Source organism: Acuticoccus kandeliae (assembly GCF_003073115.1).
The window spans coordinates 2,557,095-2,578,148 of record NZ_QBBV01000001.1 but is presented as its reverse complement, the minus strand read 5'-3'; the positions used below and the strand labels follow the sequence as shown (position 1 = coordinate 2,578,148).

Below are 21,054 nucleotides of genomic sequence, written 5' to 3'. Positions count from 1 at the left end.
GGCACAAAAAAAAGGGGCCCTCGGGGCCCCTTTCGCGTTCGGATGCGGCAGCGCCTATTCGGCGGCTTCGCGCAGCTCCACCGATTCGCCGCAGCCGCAGGCCGAGACCTGGTTCGGGTTCTCGAAGGTGAAGCCGGAGCGGAATTTCGTCACCTCGAACCCCATGCGCGAGCCGAGCAGGAAGAGAACGGCCGCGCGGTCGATGAAGACGCGCGCCCCCTCGTGCTCCACTGTCTCGTCCTTCGGGTTCGCCTCGGCGACGGCTTCCATGGTGTATTCCATGCCCGCGCAGCCGCCTTTCTTGATCCCGACGCGCAGGCCCGCGAGCGGCGGCTCCTCACGCGACATAATCTCGCGCACACGCGCGGCGGCCTCGTCGGTCATCGTCATCACGGCAGGAAAAGGCATCTTGGCCTCCTGAATTCGCGGATCAGAACATGTCGAGCGCGACGCGCGCCTCGTCCGACATGCGCGAGGGATCCCAGGGCGGATCGAACACCATGTTGACGGTGACGGCCCCGACCCCTTCGACCGAGCTGATGGCGTTCTCCACCCAGGCGGGCATTTCGCCGGCGACCGGGCAACCCGGCGCGGTCAGCGTCATGTCCACACGGATCGAGCGATCATCCTCGATGTCGACCCGATAGATCAGGCCGAGCTCGTAGATGTCGACCGGGATCTCGGGGTCGTAGACCGTCTTCAACGCGGCGACGATGTCGGCCGTGATGCGGTCGAGCTCCTCCTCAGGAATGGCCGACGCGCCCGCCTCGACGGGGTCCTCGACCTTGCTTTCCTGCTCTTTGGCGCTCGCAGCTTCGGTGACGGCGTCCATCCCGTGCCTCCTCACACGAAGAATCTATGGGCTTTCTCGATGGCCTCCGCAAGGCGGTCGACCTCCGCGAGGGTGTTGTAGAGACCGAACGATGCCCGGCAGGACGCGCTCACCCCGAGCGCCTCCATCAACGGCTCGGCACAATGCGTGCCAGCCCGGACCGCGACGCCTTCGCGATCCAAAATCGTCGCAACATCATGAGGATGCGCGCCCGCAAGGTTGAAGGCGAAGACCGCCCCCTTGCCCGGCGCATCGCCATGAAGGGTCAACGCATTGATGCCCCTGAGGCGTTCCCTCGCATAGTCCCGCAGCGCGCTCTCGTGCGCCTGGATGCCGTCCCAGCCGAGCCCGTTCACATAGGTGAGCGCGGCCCCGAGGCCGATCGCCTGCGCGATCGGCGGCGTCCCTGCCTCAAAGCGATTCGGCAGCCCCGCGTAAGTCACCTCGTCCCGCGTGACGGAGCCGATCATCTCGCCGCCGCCGAGGAACGGAGGCATCGCCTCCAGAAAAGCGCGCTTTCCATAGAGCACGCCAATGCCGGTCGGGCCGTAGATCTTGTGGCCCGTGCAGGCGAAGAAGTCGCAATCGATCGCCTGCACGTCGATCGGCCCGTGGACCGTGCTCTGGCTCCCGTCGACGAGGACGGGAATGCCGCGCGCGTGGGCGATCCGGCAGATCTCGGCGACCGGCGTCACGGTGCCGAGCACGTTCGACATGTGCGTGATCGCCACCATCTTCGTGCGCGGCGACAGGGCCCGCTCGAAGCTCTCCATGTCGAGCGAACCGTCCTCGGTCAGCTCCACCCACTTCAGCACCGCGCCCCTCTCGGCGCGCAGGAAGTGCCACGGCACGATGTTGGAGTGGTGCTCCATCACCGAGAGGACGATCTCGTCCCCCTCGCCGATATGGCCGCGCCCGTAGGAGGCGGCGACGAGATTGATCGCCTCCGTCGAGGAGCGGGTGAAGATGATCTCGTCCGTCGAGGCGGCGTTCAGATGCGCGCGCACGATCTCGCGCGCGCCCTCATAGGCCTCGGTGGAGCGGTTCGCGAGCGTGTGCAGGCCGCGATGGACGTTGGCATAGTCCTGCGCGTAGGCCTGCTCGAGGCGGTCGAGCACCGCGCGCGGCTTCTGGGCCGAGGCGGCGTTGTCGAGATAGACGAGCGGCTTGCCGTGGATTTTCTGCGTCAGGATCGGAAAATCCGCGCGCACCCGCTCGACGTCGTAGGCCGAGACCGGAGCGCGATCCATCACAGCGCCGTCTCCTCGTCGAGCGCGGTGCGCAGCATGTCGGCGAGCCGCTCGCGCAGCGCCTCGTCCTCCACCCGCTCCAGCGCCTCCACCAGGAAGGCCTCCACGAGCAGCCGCCGGGCGGTCGCCTCGGGGATGCCGCGGGCGCGCAGATAGAAGATCATGTCCTCGTCGATATCGCCCGAGGTCGCGCCGTGGCCGCACTGGACGTCGTCGGCGAAGATCTCGAGCTCGGGCTTGTTCACCACTTCGCCGGAATCGTCGAGGAAGAGCGCGTTCGACATCATCCGCGCGTCGGTCTTCTGCGCGCCGGGATCGACGATGATGCGCCCCTGGACGATCGCCGTCCCGCCGTGGCCGACCGCCGAACGCAGCACCTCCGACGAGCGCGAGTGCAGCGCGTCGTGGCGCACGACCATCGTGTTGTCGACGTGCCGCTTGCCGATTGCGACGGTGGCAGCGCGGAAGTGCGCGTCCGCGTCGTCGCCGACGATCGCGGCGAAGACCTGGTTGCGCGACAGGCCCTTGCCGGTCGAGACGGTGAGGTGTTCGAGGTGCGCCACCTCGTCGAGCCGGGTCGAGAGCGTGCCGAGCTGGACGGCTCCGTCATCGACACCCGCCTCGAGGCGGATCCACTCCACCCGCGCGCGGCGACCGAGGGAAAGCTCGGTGAGGTCGTTGCCGATGGAGCCCGGCGCGCCGATGACGCGCTCGACCACCGAGACCGAGGCCTCCGGCGCGACGAACACGGCGGCGCGGCCCATCACGAGCCCTTCGCCGAGCGCGAGATGCACGATCTCGAGCGGGGCCGCGGCCTGCCCGGTGACGTGCACGACGACGCCGCCCTCGAAGAGGCCGACATTGGCGAGCACCAGCGGGTCATCGGCTTCCGCGACAAGCGAGCCGACGGCGGAGGTGTCGGCCGCAGGATCGAGAAGCGAAGCGACGGTGACGTTCGCGGTCGTCTCTGACACCTCGGTCACGTAGCGCCCGTTGGCGATCACGATCCGCGCTGCGCCCTCCACGAGCGCCGGAAGGCTCTCCAGAGCCGTGCGGACGGCGTCGACCGAGGCCGCGCCGGCGGGCGCGGGAAGCGCGCGCAGGCGGGCCTTGAGATCGGTGTACTTGTAGGCTTCGACACGGCGATGCGGCAGGCCGCCCGCCTCGAAGCGCGCGAAGGCATCCGCGCGCGCCGCATCGAGCGGCGCCGCGCCGAATGTCGCCCGGCGGGTCTCGAAAAGCGCCGAGAGGGCCCGCTCGGCGTCCGTCGGTTGTGCCTTCATCACGCGGCCTCGAGGAACTCGGCGTAGCCGCGCGCCTCGAGCTCCTTGGCGAGCTCCGGCCCGCCCGAGCGCACGATCTTGCCGCCGGCGAGGACGTGGACGAAGTCCGGCTCGATATAGTCGAGCAGGCGCTGATAGTGGGTGATCACCAGGAAGGAGCGCTCCGGCGAACGCAGCGCGTTGACGCCTTCCGACACGATGCGCAGCGCGTCGATGTCGAGGCCGGAATCGGTCTCGTCGAGGACGCAGAGCTTCGGCTCAAGCAGCGCCATCTGCATGATCTCGTTGCGCTTCTTCTCACCGCCCGAGAAGCCGACATTGATCGGCCGGCGCAGCATCTCCTGCTTCACGCCGAGCTTGTCGGCCGCGCCCTTCACCGCCTTCATGAATTCCGGCGTCGACAGCGCCTTCTCACCGCGCGCCTGGCGCTGGGCGTTCATGGCGGTCTTGAGGAAGGTCATCGTCGCGACGCCCGGAACCTCGACCGGATACTGGAAGGCGAGGAAGATGCCGGCCGCGGCCCGCTCCTCCGGCTCCATCTCCAGAAGGTCCTCTTCCTGGAACTTCACCGACCCTTCGGTCACCTCGTAGCCGTCCTTGCCGGCGATGATGTGGCCGAGCGTCGACTTGCCGGCGCCGTTCGGGCCCATGATGGCGTGGACTTCGCCCGGCCAGATCTCGAGGTCGAGACCCTTCAGGATCTCACGCGTCCCCTCACCGTCCTCGACACTCGCGTGGAGGTTCTCGATTGCAAGCATGTTCGTCGTCTCGTTGTTTCGGCTGCGGGCGGACCGCGCCGTCAAATGGGAAAGGCGGATGGGGTCCGGCGCTTAGCCGACGGACCCTTCAAGGCTCACGCCGATGAGCTTTTGCGCTTCGACGGCGAACTCCATCGGAAGCTGCTGGATCACGTCGCGCACGAACCCGTTCACGATCAGCGCGACCGCCTCCTCCTCGCCGATCCCGCGGGCGCGGCAGTAGAAGAGCTGGTCGTCGGAGATCTTCGAGGTGGTCGCCTCGTGCTCGAACTGCGCGGTGCCGGTGCGCGATTCCACGTAGGGGATCGTGACGGCGGCGCACTTGTCGCCGATCAGCAGCGAGTCGCACTGGGTGAAGTTGCGCGCATTCTTGGCGCGCGGGTTCGCCCGGACGAGGCCGCGATAGGTGTTCAGCGATTTGCCCGCCGCGATGCCCTTCGAGATGATGCGGCTCGACGTGTTCTTGCCGAGGTGGATCATCTTCGTCCCGGAATCGATCTGCTGGTGACCGTTGGAGATCGCGATCGAGTAGAACTCGCCGCGCGATTCCTCACCGCGCAGGATGCAGCTCGGATATTTCCAGGTGATCGCCGAGCCGGTCTCGACCTGCGTCCAGGAGATCTTCGAGCGCGCGCCGCGGCAATCGCCGCGCTTCGTGACGAAATTGTAGATCCCGCCACGGCCTTCCGAGTCGCCCGGATACCAGTTCTGGACGGTCGAATATTTGATCTCCGCATCATCGAGCGCGATCAGCTCGACGACGGCGGCGTGGAGCTGGTTGTCGTCGCGCTGGGGCGCCGTGCAGCCTTCCAGATAGGAGACGTAGGAGCCCTTGTCGGCGATGATCAGCGTGCGCTCGAACTGGCCGGTATTCTGCTCGTTGATGCGGAAATAGGTCGACAGCTCCATCGGGCAGCGCACGCCCGGCGGCACGTAGACGAACGAGCCGTCGGTGAAGACGGCCGAGTTCAGCGTCGCGAAATAATTGTCGGACGTCGGAACGACGGTGCCGAGATATTTCTTCACAAGCTCGGGATGCTCGCGGATCGCCTCGGAGATCGGGCAGAAGATCACGCCGGCCTTGGCAAGCTCGTCCTTGAAGGTCGTCACGACCGAGACCGAATCGAACACCGCGTCGACCGCCACGCGGCCATAGGGGTTCGTGTCGCCCGCCTCGTCGAGATCGCTCGGTTCGCCCTGCTTGCGCACGCCGGCGAGGATCTCCTGCTCCTTCAGCGGGATGCCGAGCTTCTCGTAGGTGCGCAGGAGCTCCGGATCCACCTCGTCGAGGCTTTTCGGCGCGTCCTTCATCTTCGGCGCGGCGTAGTAGTAGATGTCGTTGTAGTCGATCTTCGGATAGTGGACCGTCGACCAGGTGGGCTCTTCCAGAGTCAGCCAGCGGCGATAGGCCTCGAGCCGCCATTGGAGCATCCACTCCGGCTCGCCCTTTTTCGCGGAAATGAAGGCGATGACCTCTTCGTTGAGGCCCTTCGGCGCCTTCTCGGATTCGATGTCGGTGACGAACCCGTACTTGTACTTGTCGACGTCGATCGCTGCGACGCGATCGATCGTCTCCTGAACTGCTGGCATGACATTCCCCTCCGCACGGGTTCAAAGCCCGTAGGTTGGACACGTTCTAAAGGTAGGTCACGCCTCCATTGGCACAATCACCTTCTGAAGCGCTACCAAAAATCGTTCCAGAGCGTCCCCTGCCCCCAACGGACCCACACTCACGCGGACCGCGCGCCGCGCCACCGCCGCGTCCACCCCCATGGCGAGGAGGACATGGCTGACGCTCACCTTCCCGGAGGAGCAGGCCGACCCTGACGACACCGCGAACCCGGCAAGGTCGAGCCCGATCAGCGCGAGCTCGGCCGGCATCGTCCCGATGGCGAAGAGGCTCGTGTTGGGGAGCCTCAGTACACTCTTTCCAAAGATTTGGACATTCGCGAACGATTTGAAAAGCCCCTCTTCGAACCGGTCGCGCGCGGCCTCGGTTTCGGCCCAGGCGGCGGGGTCGGCGGCCGGCTCGTCGAGCGCGGCGCCGAAGCCCGCGATCGCGGCGACATTCTCCGTCCCGCCGCGCGCGCCACGCTCCTGTCCGCCGCCGCGAAGGAGCGGCGGAACGGTGATGCCGGCGCGACGGACGAGCGCACCCACCCCGATCGGCGCGCCGATCTTGTGGCCGGAGATCGTCACGAGATCGGCCGCGAGCGCTGCGTCCGGCACGCGCCCGAAGGCCTGGACGGCATCGGTGTGGAGGATCGCGCCGTGGGCTTGGGCGATCGCGTGCGCCTCGGCGAGCGGCTGGATCACGCCCGTCTCGTTGTTCGCTGCCATCAGCGAGACGAGGGCCGGGCGCGGATCGGCGCCGAGCGCTGCCTCCAGCGCGGCAAGGTCGATCCGCCCGTCGCCGTCCGCCGCCACCGACACCATATCCTCGGGCGCGAAACGGCCCCCCGCGAGGACGGCCGGATGCTCGAGCGCGGAGACGACGAGGCGGGCGACCGGCGCGCCGTCGCCCCGCCGCACGCCCGGCGCCAGCGCCATGTTGTTCGCCTCGGTGCCGCCGGAGGTGAAGGTCACGCCGTCCGCCGCGACGGCGAAACGTGCGGCGATCTTACGCCGCGCCGTCTCGACGAGCGCGCGGCTCGCGCGCCCCTCCGCATGGACCGAAGAGGCGTTGCCACCCGCCGTCAGCGCGGCGATCGCCGCCTCGCGCGCAGCGGCGCTGACCGGCGCCGACGCGTTCCAGTCGAGATAAAAACGCATGGCAGATCGTGGCACGGGTGATTGACCTTGTTCGAATCGCTTGATTCGCGTCGACCTATTGATAGATAACCCCGCCTCACCACAAACAACCGGGTCTGTGATGCCTGAGGTTATCTTCACCGGCCCCGCCGGCCGTCTCGAAGGACGATTGCAACCGTCCTCAGACCGGCGCGCGCCGCTTGCGATCGTGCTGCACCCGCATCCGCATTTCGGCGGCACGATGAACAACCAGATCATTTATAACCTGTTTTACATGTTCAAGGAGCGCAACTTCACCGTTCTGCGCTTCAATTTCCGGGGGGTCGGACGCAGCCAGGGCGAGTTCGACCACGGCGCGGGCGAGCTTGCGGACGCGGCCTCCGCGCTCGACTGGTTGCAGGCGATCCACCCGGAGGCGCGCGGCTGCTGGATCGCGGGCTTCTCGTTCGGCGCATGGATCGGGATGCAGCTCCTGATGCGCCGGCCGGAGGTCGAGGGGTTCATCTCCGTCGCCCCGCCCGCCAACCTGCACGACTTCTCGTTCCTCGCCCCCTGTCCATCCTCGGGCCTCATCGTCCATGGCGACAGGGACCGGGTGGCGATCCCGAAGGACACGCAGACGCTCGTCGACAAATTGAAGACGCAGAAGGGCATCGTGATCGACCACACGATCATCCCCGGCGCGAACCACTTCTTCGAGGGCCAGGTCGACGAGCTGCTCGGCATCTGTTCGAGCTATCTCGACCGACGATTGGGCAAGGCCGAGAGCGCGGCCTGACCCGCCCCGCCGGCGAAAGACCAAAAGGCCGCCCCGCAAGGGCGGCCTTTTTTCTTGGCCCTCAGGCAGCCGCCGCGCGCGGCATCCAGAGCCGCCCGCCGGTGAGCGGGGAAGCGATCCCCGTCGTGCCCGGAAAGGTGAGCGGCAGGCCGCGCAACGTGCGCAGCGCGAGATAGGCGAACGCTTCCGCCTCCATGAAGTCGGAAGAGAAGCCGGCATCGTTGGCGTTGCCCACCTCGGCGCCGATCGCCTCCCCGATCCAGCGGATCATCGTTTCGTTGTGCGTCCCGCCGCCGGACGCGATCACCGCGCGCGGCGCTTTCGGCAGGAGGCGCACGCCGGCCGCGAGCGACTCGGCGGTGAAGCGCGTCAGCGTCGCGATCCGGTCGGCGAAGGCGAGGCCGGCGACGGGCGCGGCCGAGAACGCATCGCGGTCGAGCGATTTCGGCGCGGGCGCGGCGAAATAGGGATGGTCCATCAGGGCGGCGAGCGCGTCGGCGTCGACCCGGCCGGTGGCAGCCACCCGGCCGCCCGCATCATAGTCCGCGTCGGTCTCAGCCATCGCATCGTCGATAAGCGCGCTTGCGGGCCCGGTGTCGAAGGCGATGAGGGTGTCGCCGTCGATATAGGTGACGTTCGCGACGCCCCCGAGATTGACGACCAAGGCGGGCTCGGAAAGCCCCGCCTGCCGGATCAGCGCGCGATGATAGACCGGGACGAGCGGCGCCCCCTGCCCGCCGCGCGCGACATCGTCGGAGCGGAAATCGGCGACGACCGGGATCCCGAACCGGTCGGCGAGCGCGCCCGCGTCCCCGATCTGCATCGTGAAGCGCCGCTCTGGCGCATGGGCGACGGTCTGGCCGTGCCAGCCGATCACGTCCGCCTCGATCCCGCTCTCATCGAGGAAGCGGGCGATGGCGTCGCCGTGCGCCTCGGTGACGACCGCCTCGGCCGCGAGAAGGGCGGGCGTGCGGTGCGTGCCGGTCGGCGCTGCCATCGCGTCGGCCATCGCGGCGCGGATCGTCGCGCGCTGTGCCGGGGTGTAGGGCTGAAGAAGATTCGGCCCGCGCTTGATCATTTCCTCGCCATCGGTCACGAGCAGCGCGACGTCGACGGCGTCCATCGAAGTGCCGCTGATCACCCCGATCGCGCGCGCTTCACGCGGGATCATGCCTGCCCCCGCAAGGATGGTGTTGCCTTCCTCGACCTTTGGTGCAAACGGATTGGCCATGCCTCGCTCCGAATTCATTCAAGTTCTCACCGACCGCGGGTTCATCAACCAGATGAGCGATCCCGAGGGTCTCGATGCCGCCTGTGCCGACGGCATGGTGACAGGTTATATCGGTTTCGACTGTACGGCAGCGAGCCTTCATGTCGGCTCGCTCGTGCAGATCCTCCTTCTCCACTGGATGCAGGAGACCGGGCACCGTCCGATCGCGCTGATGGGCGGCGGCACGACGAAGATCGGCGACCCCTCCGGCCGCGACGCGCAGCGACAGCTCCTGACGCCTGAGAAGATCGCCGAGAACAAGGCCGGCATCTTCAAGGTGTTCGACCGCCTCCTCAACTTCTCCGACACCGGCAATGGCGCGATCACCGTCGACAATGCCGAGTGGCTGGATTCGCTCGCCTACGTGCCGTTCCTGCGCGATGTCGGCCGCCATTTCTCGGTCAACCGGATGCTCACCTTCGATTCGGTGAAGCTGCGCCTCGACCGCGAGCAGCCGCTCTCCTTCCTCGAATTCAACTACATGGTCCTCCAGGCCTACGACTTCGTGGAGCTGAACCGCCGCTATGGCTGCCAGCTCCAGATGGGCGGGTCGGACCAGTGGGGGAACATCGTGTCGGGCATCGATCTCGGCCGCCGCATCATCGGCGCCGAGCTCTACGGCCTCACCTCCGCGCTGATCACGACGGCGTCCGGCGCCAAGATGGGCAAGACCGCCGACGGCGCGGTCTGGCTGAACAGCGAGTTCACGAGCCCGTACGATTTCTGGCAGTTCTGGCGCAACACCGAGGACGCGGACGTGGAGCGCTTCCTGAAGCTCTTCACCAAGCTCCCGCTCGATGAGGTGGCGCGCCTCGCCGCGCTCCAGGGTGCCGAGATCAACGAGGCGAAGAAGATCCTCGCCAACGAGGTGACGGCCCTCATCCACGGCCGCGAGGCCTCGGACGCCGCCGCCGCGACCGCACAGACCACCTTCGAGGCCGGCGGCCTCGCCGAGGGCCTGCCGACGGTGGAGGTGCCGAAGGCCGACCTCGATGCCGGCATCGGGGTCCTCTCCGCGTTCGTGCTCGCCGGCCTCGCCACCTCCAACAGCGAGGCGCGCCGCGCGATCCAGGGCGGCGGCGCGCGCATCAATGACGACCGGGTGGAGGACGACAAGCGCGTCCTCGGCGCCGCCGACCTCTCCGGCGACGTCATCAAGCTCTCCCTCGGCCGCAAGAAGCACGCCCTCCTGCGCGCCGTCTGACGCTCTCCCCGTCCGCCCAGGCGGCGGACGGGCCTTCGGAGGCGCCACTCAGCGGAACTCGAAAATCTTGCGGAAGATGCCCGGCGCGATCGCCGAAATCGGGTTCACCCACAATTCCGGGCCCTTGAGGGGGCCGGCGAGGCGGAAGGTGACGCCGATGAGGCCGCCCCTGTCGCCGCCGCCCAGGATCTGGCCGACGACGGGGACGCGGCCGAAGAGGTTGTTCACGCCATAGGCCGGGATCAGCGTGCCGTTCAGCGTCATGTCCTTGGACTTGAGGTTGACGATTCCGTTCGCCGTCCCGCCGATGACGTTGCCGGTCAGGATCGCCTCGATGATCGTGATGACGTCGCCCTTCTTCTCGAAATCGATCACGAGGCGGTCGAAGGACATGCCCTCGCTGACGGCGCCCTTCGCGGCCTGGAAGCTCAAGGGCAACGGGTTGCGGCCGGTGGAGGAGTTCGCGTTCGCCCGCTCGGACCGCGCGATGATCTCCTCCAGCGTGCGCTCGTTGGCGAGGACGAAATCGCGCACGATGACGCGGCCCGTGATGGCGCCGTCCGGCGCCATGCGCGCGTCGAGCGTCGTGCGCCCGCCGCGCATCCGCTCGTAGATGTCGAAGGCGGAGAGAAGGCGGCCGAGCTCGGTCATGTCGGCCTGGAGGCGCCGGTCGGTGCCGGTCGAAGGCGCCATCTGGACGGCGAAGGAGCCGGCATTCACCCCGTCGATCAGCCCGGTCAGCGACAGGCGGGAGAGGCGGTCGCCGTCCTGCTGGGCGTCGAGCGTCACGTTGGAGATGACGCCGTCGTCCGCGACGCGCAGGCGCTGGGCCTTCGCCGCGATCGTGAGCGGGGGCATCTTCGACTTCTCGCCGCCGTTGTCCGACATCGAGCCGAGGCTCTTCACGAGCTTGCGCGCGTCGAACACGCTCGCGTCGAATGCGACGCGGTAGCCCTTCCCCTCCCCGGTGATCTTCAGCTTCGCGCGGTCGCCCTGGGAGAGGCCGAAGGTGGAGATGTCGGCGACGCTGAGCCCGCCATTCTCGATCGCGACGCGGCCCGCGACGTTGATCCCCTTGCCGTCGAGGCGCAGGTCGTTGAGGGCGATGGAGCCGCCCTCGCCGGTCATCTGCCCCTCGGCGATCAGCGATTCGCCGGCCGCCTTGGTGAAGCCCGGAATCTCGACCTCCGCCTCGGTGAGGTCGGCGGAGAAGCTGCGGCCGGCCTCAGCGCCCTGCTCGATGGTCACGACGACCGGGCCGCGGACCGCGGAGCCGGTGTCGAAGCCACGGTCCCGGCGGTCCTTGTCGGTGAGGACGAAGCGGGCCGCGCCGGATTTCTCGCCGGCGAAGAGCTCGCTGTAGTTCACGTCGACCTTCAGCCCGTCGATCGAGGCGCGGCCGCGGGCGGCGAGCCGGCGGGGGTTGATCAGCACCTCGAGGTTCGCGTTCTCCACCTTCTGCCCGCCGATGGGGACGGCGGAGCCCGCATCGGTGAGGCGCGCGTCGATCGACCAGCGGCGGTCGCTGTCCTTCACGTTGGGACCGAGCGGGGTGGTCATGCGCAGGTCCGCCCGCACGGTGCCGGTGACATCGCCGGGCTCGAGGTCGGTCTCCTTGAGCTGCGGCAGCTTGAAGAGGTGGGCAAGGCTCACGACCGCCGAGAGCGGGCCCTCCACCGTCGCGGTGAGCTCGGCCATCGCCGGCTTCGCGCCGAGTGTCGGGATCGTGAACGTGCCTTCCAGGAGGCGGAGCTGGCCGCCCTCCCCGGCATTGACGACACCTCCGTCGATGCGCGCCATCAGCGTCTTGTCGCGCATCCGGAAGAGGCCGTGCGCGTGCTGGACGGCGATCGGCAACTCCGGCGTCGTGAAGGCGACGTCAGCGAAGGCGATGTCGATCGACATGCCGCCCTCGATCATGTCGCTGGTCGTCGGGTCGCCGTCGAGCTCCAGCGGCGTGAGGGCGAGCTCGACTTCGCCTTCGCGCACGACGCCGCCGAGGACGGTGTTCATGACGGCGATGCGCGGATCGTAGGCGACGACGGGCGGCCAGGCGCCGAGAAGAGTCGGGATCAGGGAGGGGCCGAGGCGGGCCGCACCCGAGAGGCGCGGGCCGTCGCTGAAATCGAAGTCGAGCCTCGCGTCGACGCGGCCCGTCTCGCTGATCCCGGAGAGCGTGTCGAAATGGATGATCTTGTTCGGCAGGTCGAGCCGGCCGGAGACATCGAGCGTGTCGATGATGACGGGGGCGGCGTTCACGTCCGGCGCGTTGAAGATCGCGTCCTTCGCAAGGAGCGCGAAGGTCCAGGGCGCGGTCGGCTCGGGGCCGGGCGTCAGGCTCCCGCCGATCCCAACGAGCGTGCCGCCCGCCTCGAACACGGCCTCCTCGATGGCGATGGCCGGGTCGTCGCCGCGGATCACGAAGCGCATCCGGGCGCTGTCGAGGACGCGCGGGGGGTCGATGCCGAAGATCACCGTGCCCTCTGAGACGTCGAGATCCAGCGTCGCGCCGGTGAAGGCGCCGGTGGAATCGAAGCGCGCGTCGAGGCGCGGCGACAGGGCGAACCCGTCCTGCACCGGCTTGATGGGGGCGAGGTCCTTCGGGACGATGCCGCCCGCCGAGATCGCGATGCGGTGCCCCTCCTCGGTTGGGAGGCGCTCGAGGTCGAGCGTGATCGGGCCGCCCGCCCCCACCATCCGCGCGGTGAGGAGGAGCGCGTCGGCGACGTCGAGCGTCGCAGTCACGTTCTGGAAGACGCGCGCCTCGGTGATCGGGCGGCGCGGGCTGATGAGGTCGATCCGCCCGTCGAGGATGGTGACGTTGGAGAGGCCGCCCTTCTTGGCGTCGGTCAGGGCCTGTGCGAGCGCCCTGTCGAGGAGGGGCAGCGCGACGGAGGGGTCGGGCAGGACGATCGCGCCGCCCGAGCCCGTCGGGTCGAGCCGCATCTGCGGGCCGCGCACGACGAGCTCGCGCGCCCCGCCGAAGAAGCCCTGCACCATGTCGACCTCGTCGATATTGGCGGCGAACCGTTCCGAGGCGACGCGCAGGTCGCGCACATAGAGGTGGATGCGGCCGATCCCGAGCCGCACCGACACGCTCTCGATGTTCACTTCGGCATTCGTTCTCTCGGCGATTCCCTCGGCGACGAGGCCCGAAAGGGGGATCGCGAGCGGGGCAACCATGACGCGCAGCACCACGAGACCCACCACGAAAAAGGTGGACAGGAGCACGAGCCGGAACACACCCAACGCTGCCAGCCGACGAAAGGCGGCCACAAAAGTGCCGATCACACGCCTCCCTTCGCACTCCGCCTTCGCTGCGCGTGCCCTACCTTACGCATGGATTGCCCAGTATGAGGCTCCGATGAACGACGAACGGGACAATGCGTGATGAGCGACCTCGCCGAGGGGGCAGAAGCCCCGAACTTTACCCTGCCTGGCGACAACGCCAGTGAAATCTCGATCTCCGCCTACCGAGGACAGCCGGTGGTCCTCTATTTTTACCCCAAAGACAACACGACCGGATGCACCAAGGAAGCGGTCGCCTTCAACGACGAGCGCGCCGCCTTCGAGGCCGCCGGCGTCGCCATCATTGGCGTGTCACCGGACTCGGTTTCAAGCCACGATTCCTTCAAATCCAAGCACGACCTCTCCTTTCCCCTCGTGTCCGACACCGACAAGGTGGCGGCAGAGGCCTATGGGGTGTGGGTCGAGAAATCGATGTACGGCCGCAAGTTCATGGGTGTGGATCGCTCGACTTTCCTGATCGACCGGGATGGCAAGATCGCGCGGATCTGGCGCAAGGTGAAGGTGCCTGGCCATGTCGACGCGGTGCTCGCGGCGGCCAAGGCGCTGTGACGCGAACGATCGTCCGGGTCATTCGATTGCGGGGAGAGCGGGGCTGACTGAGATTGCGGTGGAGCGTCCTTTCGCCTCACTCGCGGATGCGGCCGCGCGCATCGTCGCGGCCCGCGATCCGCAGGAGAAGCGGCGCCTGACCCGCCTCGCGCGGGACGCTTGGCGCGCGCGCACGCTCTCGCTGCACCGCCCGACCCTCGACCTTTCGATGCCGGATCGGCCGGGCCGCCCCGATGCGCCCGCCCTCCTGCCGCCGCGCGACATGCCGCGCCGGTCGCTGAACAGCCAGAAGGGGCGAATCGCCTTCCTCCACGCGATCGCCCACATCGAATTGAACGCGGTCGACCTCGCCTGGGACATCGTCGGCCGCTTCGCCGGCGAATCGATGCCGCGCTCCTTCTTCGACCAGTGGGTCCGCGTCGGCGACGAGGAGGCGACCCATTTCGGCCTCCTCAGCGACCGCCTCGCGACCTTCGGCGCGCGCTATGGCGACCTTCCGGCCCATGACGGTCTCTGGCAGGCGGCGGAGGCGACGGCGGGCGACCTCACCGCGCGCCTCGCGATCGTGCCGCTCGTCCTGGAGGCGCGCGGGCTCGACGTGACGCCCTCGATGATCGCGACCTTCGAGGCGGCGGGCGACGCGGAGACCGCCGCGGTCCTGCGCCGGATCTATGAGGACGAGAAGGGCCACGTCTATGTCGGCGCGTCCTGGTTCCGCTATCGCTGCGACCGGGAGGGGCGCGCGGCCGAGCCCGCCTTCCACCACCTCGTGCGCACCCATTTTCGCGGCGCCCTGAAGCCGCCCTTCAACGACCGGGCGCGCTCGGCGGCGTGCCTCACGCCCGGCTTTTATCGCCCGCTCGAGATGATCCGGACATGAAGCGCCACTGGCTCGCCGCTCTCCTGATCGTGTGCGCCGGGGCGGCGATGGCCGCCGACACCGTGCCGCTACCGAAGGCGAACCCGAACCGCGCGGCCCCCGCCCCCGACCCGGCCGAGAGCGCCACGGCCGAAACGCCGGTCCCGCCCGCTCCGCCGGTGGCCTCGATCGCGAATGTTGCGCCCAGCCCGAACGCGATCGGCCTCGCCCCCGTGCCGGAACCCTCGGCCGCGGTCGCCGCCGCCTTCGCGATCTTCGCCACCATCGACGTCGTGCCGAAGGCGAAGCCCAAGGTGCCGCCGCGGGCGAAGACGACGCTCGCTTCGGTCGACCCGCGCGGCACCGTCCCGCAGCAGCAGCAGAGCAGCGCCGTCCCACAGAAGCTCAGCGGCAATTGCGAGGCGGACCTGCGCGCCCTCAAGGTAAGCTTCGAGGTGCTGCCCCCGATCAAGGACGGCGCGTGCGGCGCCCCGCGCCCCCTCAAGGTCACGATGATCCAGGGGGTGAACCTCAAACCCGCCGCCACCATGCGCTGCGAGGCGGCGCTCGCCGCCGCGAAGTGGATCCGCGATGGCCTGCGCCCCGCCGCCCAGCAATATCTGAAAACCCAGCCGACGGAGATCTACGTCGCCGCGAGCTACCATTGCCGCAACCGGCGCAACGGGCGCGGGCCGTCGAACCGGCTGAGCGAGCACGGCCTCGCGAACGCGCTCGACGTGCGCGGCATGGCCTTCTCCAACGGTGAGACGATGTCGGTCGCGGCGAAGGGGCCGGGACGCTCGCGCGCCCTCGCCGCCTTCCAGGCCGATATCCGTGCGAAGGGTTGCGACACCTTCAAGACGGTGCTGGGGCCGGGCTCGGACCCCGCCCACCACGACCACCTCCATTTCGACTCCGCACAGCGCCGCAACGGCAGCAAATATTGCCGCTAAGGCCTCAACCGGGCCGCAGCCGCCCATCCGCGCATCGCAGATTCGCGGCCATCATGCGTTGCGCTCGCGGGCGGACTGTGCTGCATCGCAGCAGACACGCCCGCGCGTGTCGCCGTGGTCCCTGATCGCGGCGCGAGCGGCCTTGCCCTCATCCCGTCCCCGCGCGCCGTCCCCGGTGACGGCCCTTCCGACCGCGTGCCCAGCCTGGAGAGCCTTTTGAGCTTCGACGTAGACACCTTTCGGCGCAATTGGTTCGGCAATGTCCGCGGCGATCTTCTGTCCGGTCTCGTCGTCGCCCTCGCCCTCATCCCCGAGGCGATCGCCTTCTCGATCATCGCCGGCGTCGATCCGAAGGTCGGCCTCTATGCCTCCTTCTCGATCGCCGTGATCACCGCGATCGCCGGCGGGCGGCCCGCGATGATCTCCGCCGCAACCGCCGCGACGGCCGTCCTCATGGTCACGCTGGTGCGCGACTACGGGCTCCAATATCTCCTCGCGACCACGGTGCTCGCCGGCATCCTCCAGGTCGGCGCGGGCTTCCTGCGGCTCGGCGCGCTGATGCGCTTCGTCTCGCGCTCCGTGATGACGGGCTTCGTCAACGCCCTCGCGATCCTGATCTTCATGGCGCAGCTTCCCGAACTCACGGGCGTGCCGTGGCTCACCTACCCGATGGTCGCCGCCGGGCTTGCGATCATCTACCTCTTCCCGCGCATCACGAAGGCGATCCCCTCTCCGCTCGTGTGCATCCTCGTCCTCTCCGCCGTGACGCTCATTTTCGGCCTCGACGATCTGCGCACCGTCGCGGACATGGGCGAACTCCCGTCCGCCTTCCCGGCCTTCCTGATCCCGGAAATCCCGCTGACGCTGGAGACGCTCCAGATCATCCTGCCCTACGCGGCGGCGATCGCGGCGGTCGGCCTCCTGGAATCGCTGATGACGGCCTCCATCGTCGACGACCTCACCGACACCACGTCCGACAAGAACCGCGAATGCATCGGCCAGGGCCTAGCCAATATCGGCACGGGCTTCATCGGCGGGATGGCGGGCTGCGCGATGATCGGCCAGTCGATGATCAACGTGAAGTCAGGCGGGCGCGGGCGCCTCTCCTGCTTCGTCGCCGGCATCTTCCTCCTGATCCTCGTCGTCGTGCTCGGCGACATCGTGGGCCGGATCCCGATGGCCGCCCTCGTCGCGATCATGATCATGGTCTCGATCGGCACCTTCTCCTGGTCCTCTATCAAGTCGCTGCGCACCCACCCCCGCTCGTCCTCGCTGGTGATGCTGACGACGGTCGTCGTGGTCGTCGCGACCCACAATCTCGCGATCGGCGTCCTCGCGGGCGTCCTCCTCTCCGGCATCTTCTTCGCCGGCAAGATCGCGCAGATCTTCCGCGTGACCTCCACCCTCTCGGACGACGGGCGGGCGCGGACCTATTTCGTGGAAGGCCAGCTCTTCTTCGCCTCGGCCGAGTCGTTCGTGGCGGCGTTCGATTTCCGCGAGGCGCTCGACAGGGTCGATATCGACGTCTCGCGCGCCCACATCTGGGATATCTCGAGCGTCAGCGCGCTCGATTCGGTGGTCCTCAAATTCCGCCGCGAAGGTGCCGACGTGAACGTGATCGGCCTCAACGAGGCGAGTGAAACGATCGTCGACCGGCTCGCCATCCACGACAAGCCCGGAGCGATGGAACGCTTCGATCCGGGCCACTGAGGGAGAAGACGCCATGTCCAAGGTCATCGCGCTGATCGACGGGTCGATCTACTCCGAGAGTGTGTGCGACCACGCCGCGTGGGCGGCGAAGCGCATCGGAACCCCGGTCGAGATCGTCCACGTCCTCGGCCGTCGCGAGACGACGGGGCCGGCGGACCTCTCCGGCAGCATCGGCCTCGGGGCGCGCACGAGCCTCCTCGAGGAGCTCGCCGAACTCGACGCCGAGCGTGCCAAGCTCATCCAGAAGCGCGGCCGGGCGATCCTCGCCGCGGCGCGCGAGCGGGTCGAGGCGGACGGCGTCGCCGAGGTCTCGGAGCGCCTGCGCCACGGCGACCTCATCGAGACGGTCAGCGAGCTGGAGCCCGAATCGCGCCTCGTCGTGATCGGCAAGCGCGGCGAGGCGGCGGATTTCGCGAAGCTGCATCTCGGCTCGAACCTCGAACGGGTCGTCCGCTCGTCGACGAAGCCCGTCCTCGTCGCGAACCGGGCCTTCAAGCCGATCAACTCCTACGTCCTCGCCTTCGACGGCGGCACGTCGGCGATGAAGGCGGTGGACATGGCCGGGCGCAGCCCCTTCTTCGCCGGCCTCACCGGCCACATCCTGATGGTTGGCCCGGCCACGGTGGAGAATCAACGCAAGCTCGACGGGGCGAAGGCGCTCGCGGCGGCGGGCGGGAACACGATCACCGCCTCGCTGGTCGAGGGCCAGCCCGACGAGGTGATCGGCGCCCATGTCGGCGAGGGCGGGGCCGACCTCCTCGTGATGGGCGCGTACGGCCACAGCCGGATCCGCACGCTGATCATCGGCTCGACCACCAGCGAGATGGTGCGCGCCTGCCGCGTCCCGGTGCTCCTATTCCGTTGAGGATGAACGCTGCGGCAAAGTCGCGCCGTTCGCTTTTCCCTGGATCCCCGTCAGAGAATCACGTGACCTCGAAGGAGAGCCACGTCGTGCCAGAGCCATGCTGAACCGGCCGATTGCGTTTCCCGTCATCCGACCCGAGCGCGACGCGCCCTCGACGCTGACCCTTGCGCGCAGCCTCGAGGGGATGCGCAAGGAGGCGATCGTCATCACGCCGAAATCGGCGTGGAGCCTCCTCAGCGACGAGGGGCCGGCGCTCGGCGGGGACGACCTCGCCCCCTTCCCGCTCGGCTATTTCGCGGGCGGCCTCGCCGCCTCGCTGCTCGACGCGCTCACCCGCCTCAACAAGGGCGGGATCGACCTGTCGGGCGTCGAGCTCATGGTCGAGACGCCCTACCACCTCGAAGGATCCTACGCGAAGGGCACGATCCGCGGCTCGGCGATGGCGCCCTCGATCACGGTGCGCGCGCCGGAGGCCGACCGCGCGGCGCTGCGGATGCTCCTCCACGACGCGCTCTTCGCCTCGCCCGCCTTCGCCTTCGTGCGGGCCGCGCTCGCGAACCGCTTCGCGCTGAGCCGCAACGGGACGCGGATGGCGATCCCGCATTCGATCCCGCTCGATCCGCGGCCGAGCCCGCTCCCCCATTTCGACGCCGCGCCGCTGCCGGGTGCGGCAGCCGCCGCGTCCGTCGTGGAGAAGGTGTCGGGCGATCTTCCCTACACCGTGAAGGGGAGCGGCATCCTCGACACCGTGAAGCGGGCCGTCCTCGTGGAGGCGCAGGCCCGCATTGCCGAGAAGGGCATCGTGGAGGCCGTCGTGCGGCTCACCTCGCCGCAGGGGAGCCGCTTTCGCCTGCGCGCCGAGCTTGGCGGGGAGACGCGCGCGCCCTCGCCGGAGGCCTATGTCGCGGCGGGCCTCGCCTTCTGCTTCATGACGCAACTCGGCCGGTACGCCCACACGACGAAGACCTCGCTCACGAGCGCCGTCCTCCACCAGGAGACGCGCGTGAAGGCCGCCGAGCCCGCCAAGGGCACGCCGGCCGCGGCCGATCCCGTCCTCACCTGGGCGTTCCTGGAGAGCGGGGCGAGCGACCCCGAGATCCTTCAGATGCTGAAGGCGGCGGAGCGGACGTGCTTCCTGCACGCCCTCTGCGCCGCGACGCTGCGGCCCCGCCTCGCGATCCGCTGAGGCGGGCGGTCAGCCTTCGACGACCGCCTCGGCCTCGATCTCGACGCGATAGTCGCCGATGAGCCCGCCGATCGCGAGGAGCGTGTTCGCCGGGCGAATGTCGCCGAATACCGCGCCGTGCGCTCGCGAGACGGCCTCCGCTTCGGCGGGGTCGGTCAGGTAGCAGCGGGTGCGCACGACGTCCTCCGGTGCGCCGCCGAGGGCGCGGATGGCGGCGATGATCTTGTCGAGCGCGTAGGTCGCCTGCGCGCCGGCATCGCCGGGCGCGACCACGCGGTCCTCCCCGTGCGTCGCCGTGGTGCCCGACACGAGGATCCGGTTGCCGACGCGCACCGCGCGGCTATAGCCCGCGATCGGCTCCCACTTGCTCCCCGACGAGACGCGGCTGCGCGCCGGCCGTTCCGGCATCGCGCCGGGGCTGTAGACCGAGGGGATCGCCGAGAGGTGATGGCTGAGGTCGCCGGAGGCCGTCAGGAAGGGCGGCTTGCGGTACTCGTCGCCGCAATCGCCGGGGATCGGGCGGGTCGCCGCGAACGCCTCGTCGAGGCGCGCGTGGTCCTCCGCGTCGAGCGCGAAGGCGAAGAGGCGGTGATTGTCGGCCCGGTGATCGCGCTCGCCGAGGCGCACGCCGATGATCACCCCGCCGACGAAATCATGCTCCAGCACCCAGCGCGTCGCGACGTTCGAGACCGACACGCCGTGCTTGCGCGCGATGGCGTCGGCGGCGCGAAGGATCCCCTGGTAGGCATCCCACCCGCCCGCCGCCTCGATGAAGCGGCGATATTTCATGCCGCTCCAGTCGCCGATCGTCTCCGGATCCGCCTTGCCGAGCCAGCGCTCCGACAGGAAGCCGCCGCACAGCGTGCCATAGGCGAGGAGCTTCACCCCGCGCGCGGCGCAGAGCGCGGCGAGCGGCCCCTCCGCGCGCCGGTCGATCAGCGAGAAGGACACCTGGTTGGAGACGATCGGAACCCCGTCCGCGAGCGCGAGCGCAAGGTGCGCGGCGTCGAAATTGGTGACGCCGATCGCCCCGATCAGCCCCTCCTCCTGGAGGCGCTTCATCTCGTGGAGCGCGTCGAGCCAGGCCGGATGGTCGAACGTCCACCAGTGGAATTGCAGGAGGTCGACGGTGTCGACGCCGAGGCGGCGGCAGCGCTCCTCCACCCCCGCGCGCACGATCTCGGCCGTCATCGGTCCGGGCTCGGGGCACCATTTGGTGAAGGCGAGCGGCCGGCTGGCGCCCGGATGACGCGCGAGCACGCGCCCCGCGATCAGCTCGGCGCTGCCATAATGGTCGGCCATGTCGAAGGAGGAGAAGCCGTCCGCCGCATAGGCGTCGAGGTGGTCGGCCGCCTTGTCGAGGTCGAGGGGCGTTCCGTCCTTCTCCATGTCGGCCACCTGCCACAGGCCCGTGACGACGCGGGTGATGGTGAGATCGGGTGCCAGACGGCAGGTCTCGATCGGGTTGCTCATGACACTGCCGTCTCTCTCCACCGG

At 68.7% G+C, this 21,054-nt stretch carries 18 protein-coding genes; 8 read left to right on the top strand and 10 right to left on the bottom strand.

Annotation, left to right across the window (positions count from 1 at the left end; genetic code table 11):
- Positions 1 to 54 precede the first annotated feature (54 nt).
- The 7 genes from DBV35_RS11725 to DBV35_RS11695 form a co-directional block, all read right to left on the bottom strand.
- Positions 55 to 408, bottom strand: coding sequence for a HesB/IscA family protein (locus DBV35_RS11725; RefSeq protein ID WP_108660299.1), 354 nt, complete (start codon positions 406 to 408; stop codon positions 55 to 57).
- A gap of 22 nt (positions 409 to 430) precedes the next feature.
- Positions 431 to 832, bottom strand: a complete 402-nt coding sequence (locus DBV35_RS11720) for an SUF system Fe-S cluster assembly protein (RefSeq protein WP_108660298.1) — start codon at positions 830 to 832, stop codon at positions 431 to 433.
- An 11-nt stretch (positions 833 to 843) separates the two neighbouring features.
- A complete protein-coding gene (locus DBV35_RS11715; RefSeq protein WP_108660297.1) occupies positions 844 to 2,082 on the bottom strand; it encodes a cysteine desulfurase in 1,239 nt (412 codons plus the stop codon).
- Positions 2,082 to 3,365, bottom strand: coding sequence for a SufB/SufD family protein (locus DBV35_RS11710; RefSeq protein WP_108660296.1), 1,284 nt, complete (start codon positions 3,363 to 3,365; stop codon positions 2,082 to 2,084). Before DBV35_RS11710 ends, DBV35_RS11715 begins: the two co-directional genes overlap by 1 nt.
- Complete coding sequence (gene sufC, locus DBV35_RS11705) at positions 3,365 to 4,123, bottom strand: Fe-S cluster assembly ATPase SufC (protein ID WP_108660295.1); 759 nt, start codon at positions 4,121 to 4,123, stop codon at positions 3,365 to 3,367. The genes DBV35_RS11710 and sufC overlap by 1 nt, the downstream gene beginning before the upstream one ends.
- A 72-nt stretch (positions 4,124 to 4,195) precedes the next feature.
- Positions 4,196 to 5,713, bottom strand: a complete 1,518-nt coding sequence (sufB, locus tag DBV35_RS11700; protein ID WP_108660294.1) for a Fe-S cluster assembly protein SufB — start codon at positions 5,711 to 5,713, stop codon at positions 4,196 to 4,198.
- A 57-nt stretch (positions 5,714 to 5,770) separates the two neighbouring features.
- Positions 5,771 to 6,895, bottom strand: coding sequence for a cysteine desulfurase family protein (locus DBV35_RS11695; protein WP_108660293.1), 1,125 nt, complete (start codon positions 6,893 to 6,895; stop codon positions 5,771 to 5,773).
- A 100-nt stretch (positions 6,896 to 6,995) separates the two neighbouring features.
- Between DBV35_RS11695 and DBV35_RS11690 the strand changes: the two genes are divergently transcribed.
- Positions 6,996 to 7,652, top strand: a complete 657-nt coding sequence (locus DBV35_RS11690) for an alpha/beta hydrolase (protein ID WP_108660697.1) — start codon at positions 6,996 to 6,998, stop codon at positions 7,650 to 7,652.
- A 61-nt stretch (positions 7,653 to 7,713) separates the two neighbouring features.
- On the opposite strand, the gene DBV35_RS11685 is transcribed toward DBV35_RS11690, so the two are convergent.
- Positions 7,714 to 8,883: an anhydro-N-acetylmuramic acid kinase gene (locus DBV35_RS11685; protein WP_342752355.1), complete on the bottom strand. Its 1,170-nt coding sequence runs from the start codon at positions 8,881 to 8,883 to the stop codon at positions 7,714 to 7,716.
- On the opposite strand from DBV35_RS11685, the gene tyrS reads away from it, so the two are divergent.
- On the top strand, positions 8,882 to 10,126 hold the full coding sequence (tyrS, locus tag DBV35_RS11680; protein ID WP_425428457.1) for a tyrosine--tRNA ligase: 1,245 nt from the start codon (positions 8,882 to 8,884) through the stop codon (positions 10,124 to 10,126). The genes DBV35_RS11685 and tyrS overlap by 2 nt on opposite strands.
- Before the next feature lie 48 nt (positions 10,127 to 10,174).
- Here tyrS and DBV35_RS11675 read toward each other — a convergent pair whose 3' ends face one another.
- The gene (locus DBV35_RS11675; RefSeq protein WP_108660290.1) at positions 10,175 to 13,369 is read right to left on the bottom strand and encodes an AsmA-like C-terminal domain-containing protein; all 3,195 of its coding nucleotides are present in this window, start codon (positions 13,367 to 13,369) and stop codon (positions 10,175 to 10,177) included.
- 147 nt (positions 13,370 to 13,516) lie between these two features.
- Here DBV35_RS11675 and bcp point away from each other — a divergent pair, with 147 nt between their 5' ends.
- The 6 genes from bcp (at position 13,517) to DBV35_RS11645 (ending at position 19,557) form a co-directional block, all read left to right on the top strand.
- Positions 13,517 to 13,984: a thioredoxin-dependent thiol peroxidase gene (bcp, locus tag DBV35_RS11670; protein WP_108660289.1), complete on the top strand. Its 468-nt coding sequence runs from the start codon at positions 13,517 to 13,519 to the stop codon at positions 13,982 to 13,984.
- 58 nt (positions 13,985 to 14,042) lie between these two features.
- A complete protein-coding gene (locus tag DBV35_RS11665; RefSeq protein ID WP_245943900.1) occupies positions 14,043 to 14,864 on the top strand; it encodes a ferritin-like domain-containing protein in 822 nt (273 codons plus the stop codon).
- Positions 14,861 to 15,796, top strand: coding sequence for an extensin-like domain-containing protein (locus DBV35_RS11660; protein WP_108660287.1), 936 nt, complete (start codon positions 14,861 to 14,863; stop codon positions 15,794 to 15,796). The genes DBV35_RS11665 and DBV35_RS11660 overlap by 4 nt, the downstream gene beginning before the upstream one ends.
- Positions 15,797 to 16,012: 216 nt before the next feature.
- The gene (locus DBV35_RS11655; protein ID WP_108660286.1) at positions 16,013 to 17,506 is read left to right on the top strand and encodes a SulP family inorganic anion transporter; all 1,494 of its coding nucleotides are present in this window, start codon (positions 16,013 to 16,015) and stop codon (positions 17,504 to 17,506) included.
- Positions 17,507 to 17,519: 13 nt separating this feature from the next.
- Entirely contained in the window at positions 17,520 to 18,371 is an 852-nt protein-coding gene (locus tag DBV35_RS11650; protein WP_108660285.1) for a universal stress protein, read from the top strand.
- Positions 18,372 to 18,468: 97 nt separating this feature from the next.
- Positions 18,469 to 19,557: an OsmC family protein gene (locus tag DBV35_RS11645; RefSeq protein WP_108660284.1), complete on the top strand. Its 1,089-nt coding sequence runs from the start codon at positions 18,469 to 18,471 to the stop codon at positions 19,555 to 19,557.
- Positions 19,558 to 19,566: 9 nt separating this feature from the next.
- On the opposite strand, the gene DBV35_RS11640 is transcribed toward DBV35_RS11645, so the two are convergent.
- Positions 19,567 to 21,030 carry an aldo/keto reductase gene (locus DBV35_RS11640; RefSeq protein ID WP_108660283.1) on the bottom strand — a complete coding sequence of 488 codons (1,464 nt, stop codon included), beginning with the start codon at positions 21,028 to 21,030 and terminating at the stop codon, positions 19,567 to 19,569.
- Positions 21,031 to 21,054 lie beyond the last annotated feature (24 nt).

Excerpts from the sequence above, each read along its gene's own strand:
- DBV35_RS11685 (WP_342752355.1), bottom strand. The coding sequence starts at position 8,883 with ATGGCCAATCCGTTTGCACCAAAGGTCGAGGAAGGCAACACCATCCTT.
- DBV35_RS11690 (WP_108660697.1), top strand. The coding sequence starts at position 6,996 with ATGCCTGAGGTTATCTTCACCGGCCCCGCCGGCCGTCTCGAAGGACGA.
- DBV35_RS11640 (WP_108660283.1), bottom strand. The coding sequence starts at position 21,030 with ATGAGCAACCCGATCGAGACCTGCCGTCTGGCACCCGATCTCACCATC.
- DBV35_RS11660 (WP_108660287.1), top strand. The coding sequence starts at position 14,861 with ATGAAGCGCCACTGGCTCGCCGCTCTCCTGATCGTGTGCGCCGGGGCG.
- DBV35_RS11725 (WP_108660299.1), bottom strand. The coding sequence starts at position 408 with ATGCCTTTTCCTGCCGTGATGACGATGACCGACGAGGCCGCCGCGCGT.
- sufC (WP_108660295.1), bottom strand. The coding sequence starts at position 4,123 with ATGCTTGCAATCGAGAACCTCCACGCGAGTGTCGAGGACGGTGAGGGG.
- bcp (WP_108660289.1), top strand. The coding sequence starts at position 13,517 with ATGAGCGACCTCGCCGAGGGGGCAGAAGCCCCGAACTTTACCCTGCCT.
- DBV35_RS11695 (WP_108660293.1), bottom strand. The coding sequence starts at position 6,895 with ATGCGTTTTTATCTCGACTGGAACGCGTCGGCGCCGGTCAGCGCCGCT.
- DBV35_RS11650 (WP_108660285.1), top strand. The coding sequence starts at position 17,520 with ATGTCCAAGGTCATCGCGCTGATCGACGGGTCGATCTACTCCGAGAGT.
- DBV35_RS11710 (WP_108660296.1), bottom strand. The coding sequence starts at position 3,365 with ATGAAGGCACAACCGACGGACGCCGAGCGGGCCCTCTCGGCGCTTTTC.
- DBV35_RS11645 (WP_108660284.1), top strand. The coding sequence starts at position 18,469 with ATGCTGAACCGGCCGATTGCGTTTCCCGTCATCCGACCCGAGCGCGAC.
- tyrS (WP_425428457.1), top strand. The coding sequence starts at position 8,882 with ATGCCTCGCTCCGAATTCATTCAAGTTCTCACCGACCGCGGGTTCATC.
- DBV35_RS11715 (WP_108660297.1), bottom strand. The coding sequence starts at position 2,082 with ATGGATCGCGCTCCGGTCTCGGCCTACGACGTCGAGCGGGTGCGCGCG.
- DBV35_RS11720 (WP_108660298.1), bottom strand. The coding sequence starts at position 832 with ATGGACGCCGTCACCGAAGCTGCGAGCGCCAAAGAGCAGGAAAGCAAG.
- sufB (WP_108660294.1), bottom strand. The coding sequence starts at position 5,713 with ATGCCAGCAGTTCAGGAGACGATCGATCGCGTCGCAGCGATCGACGTC.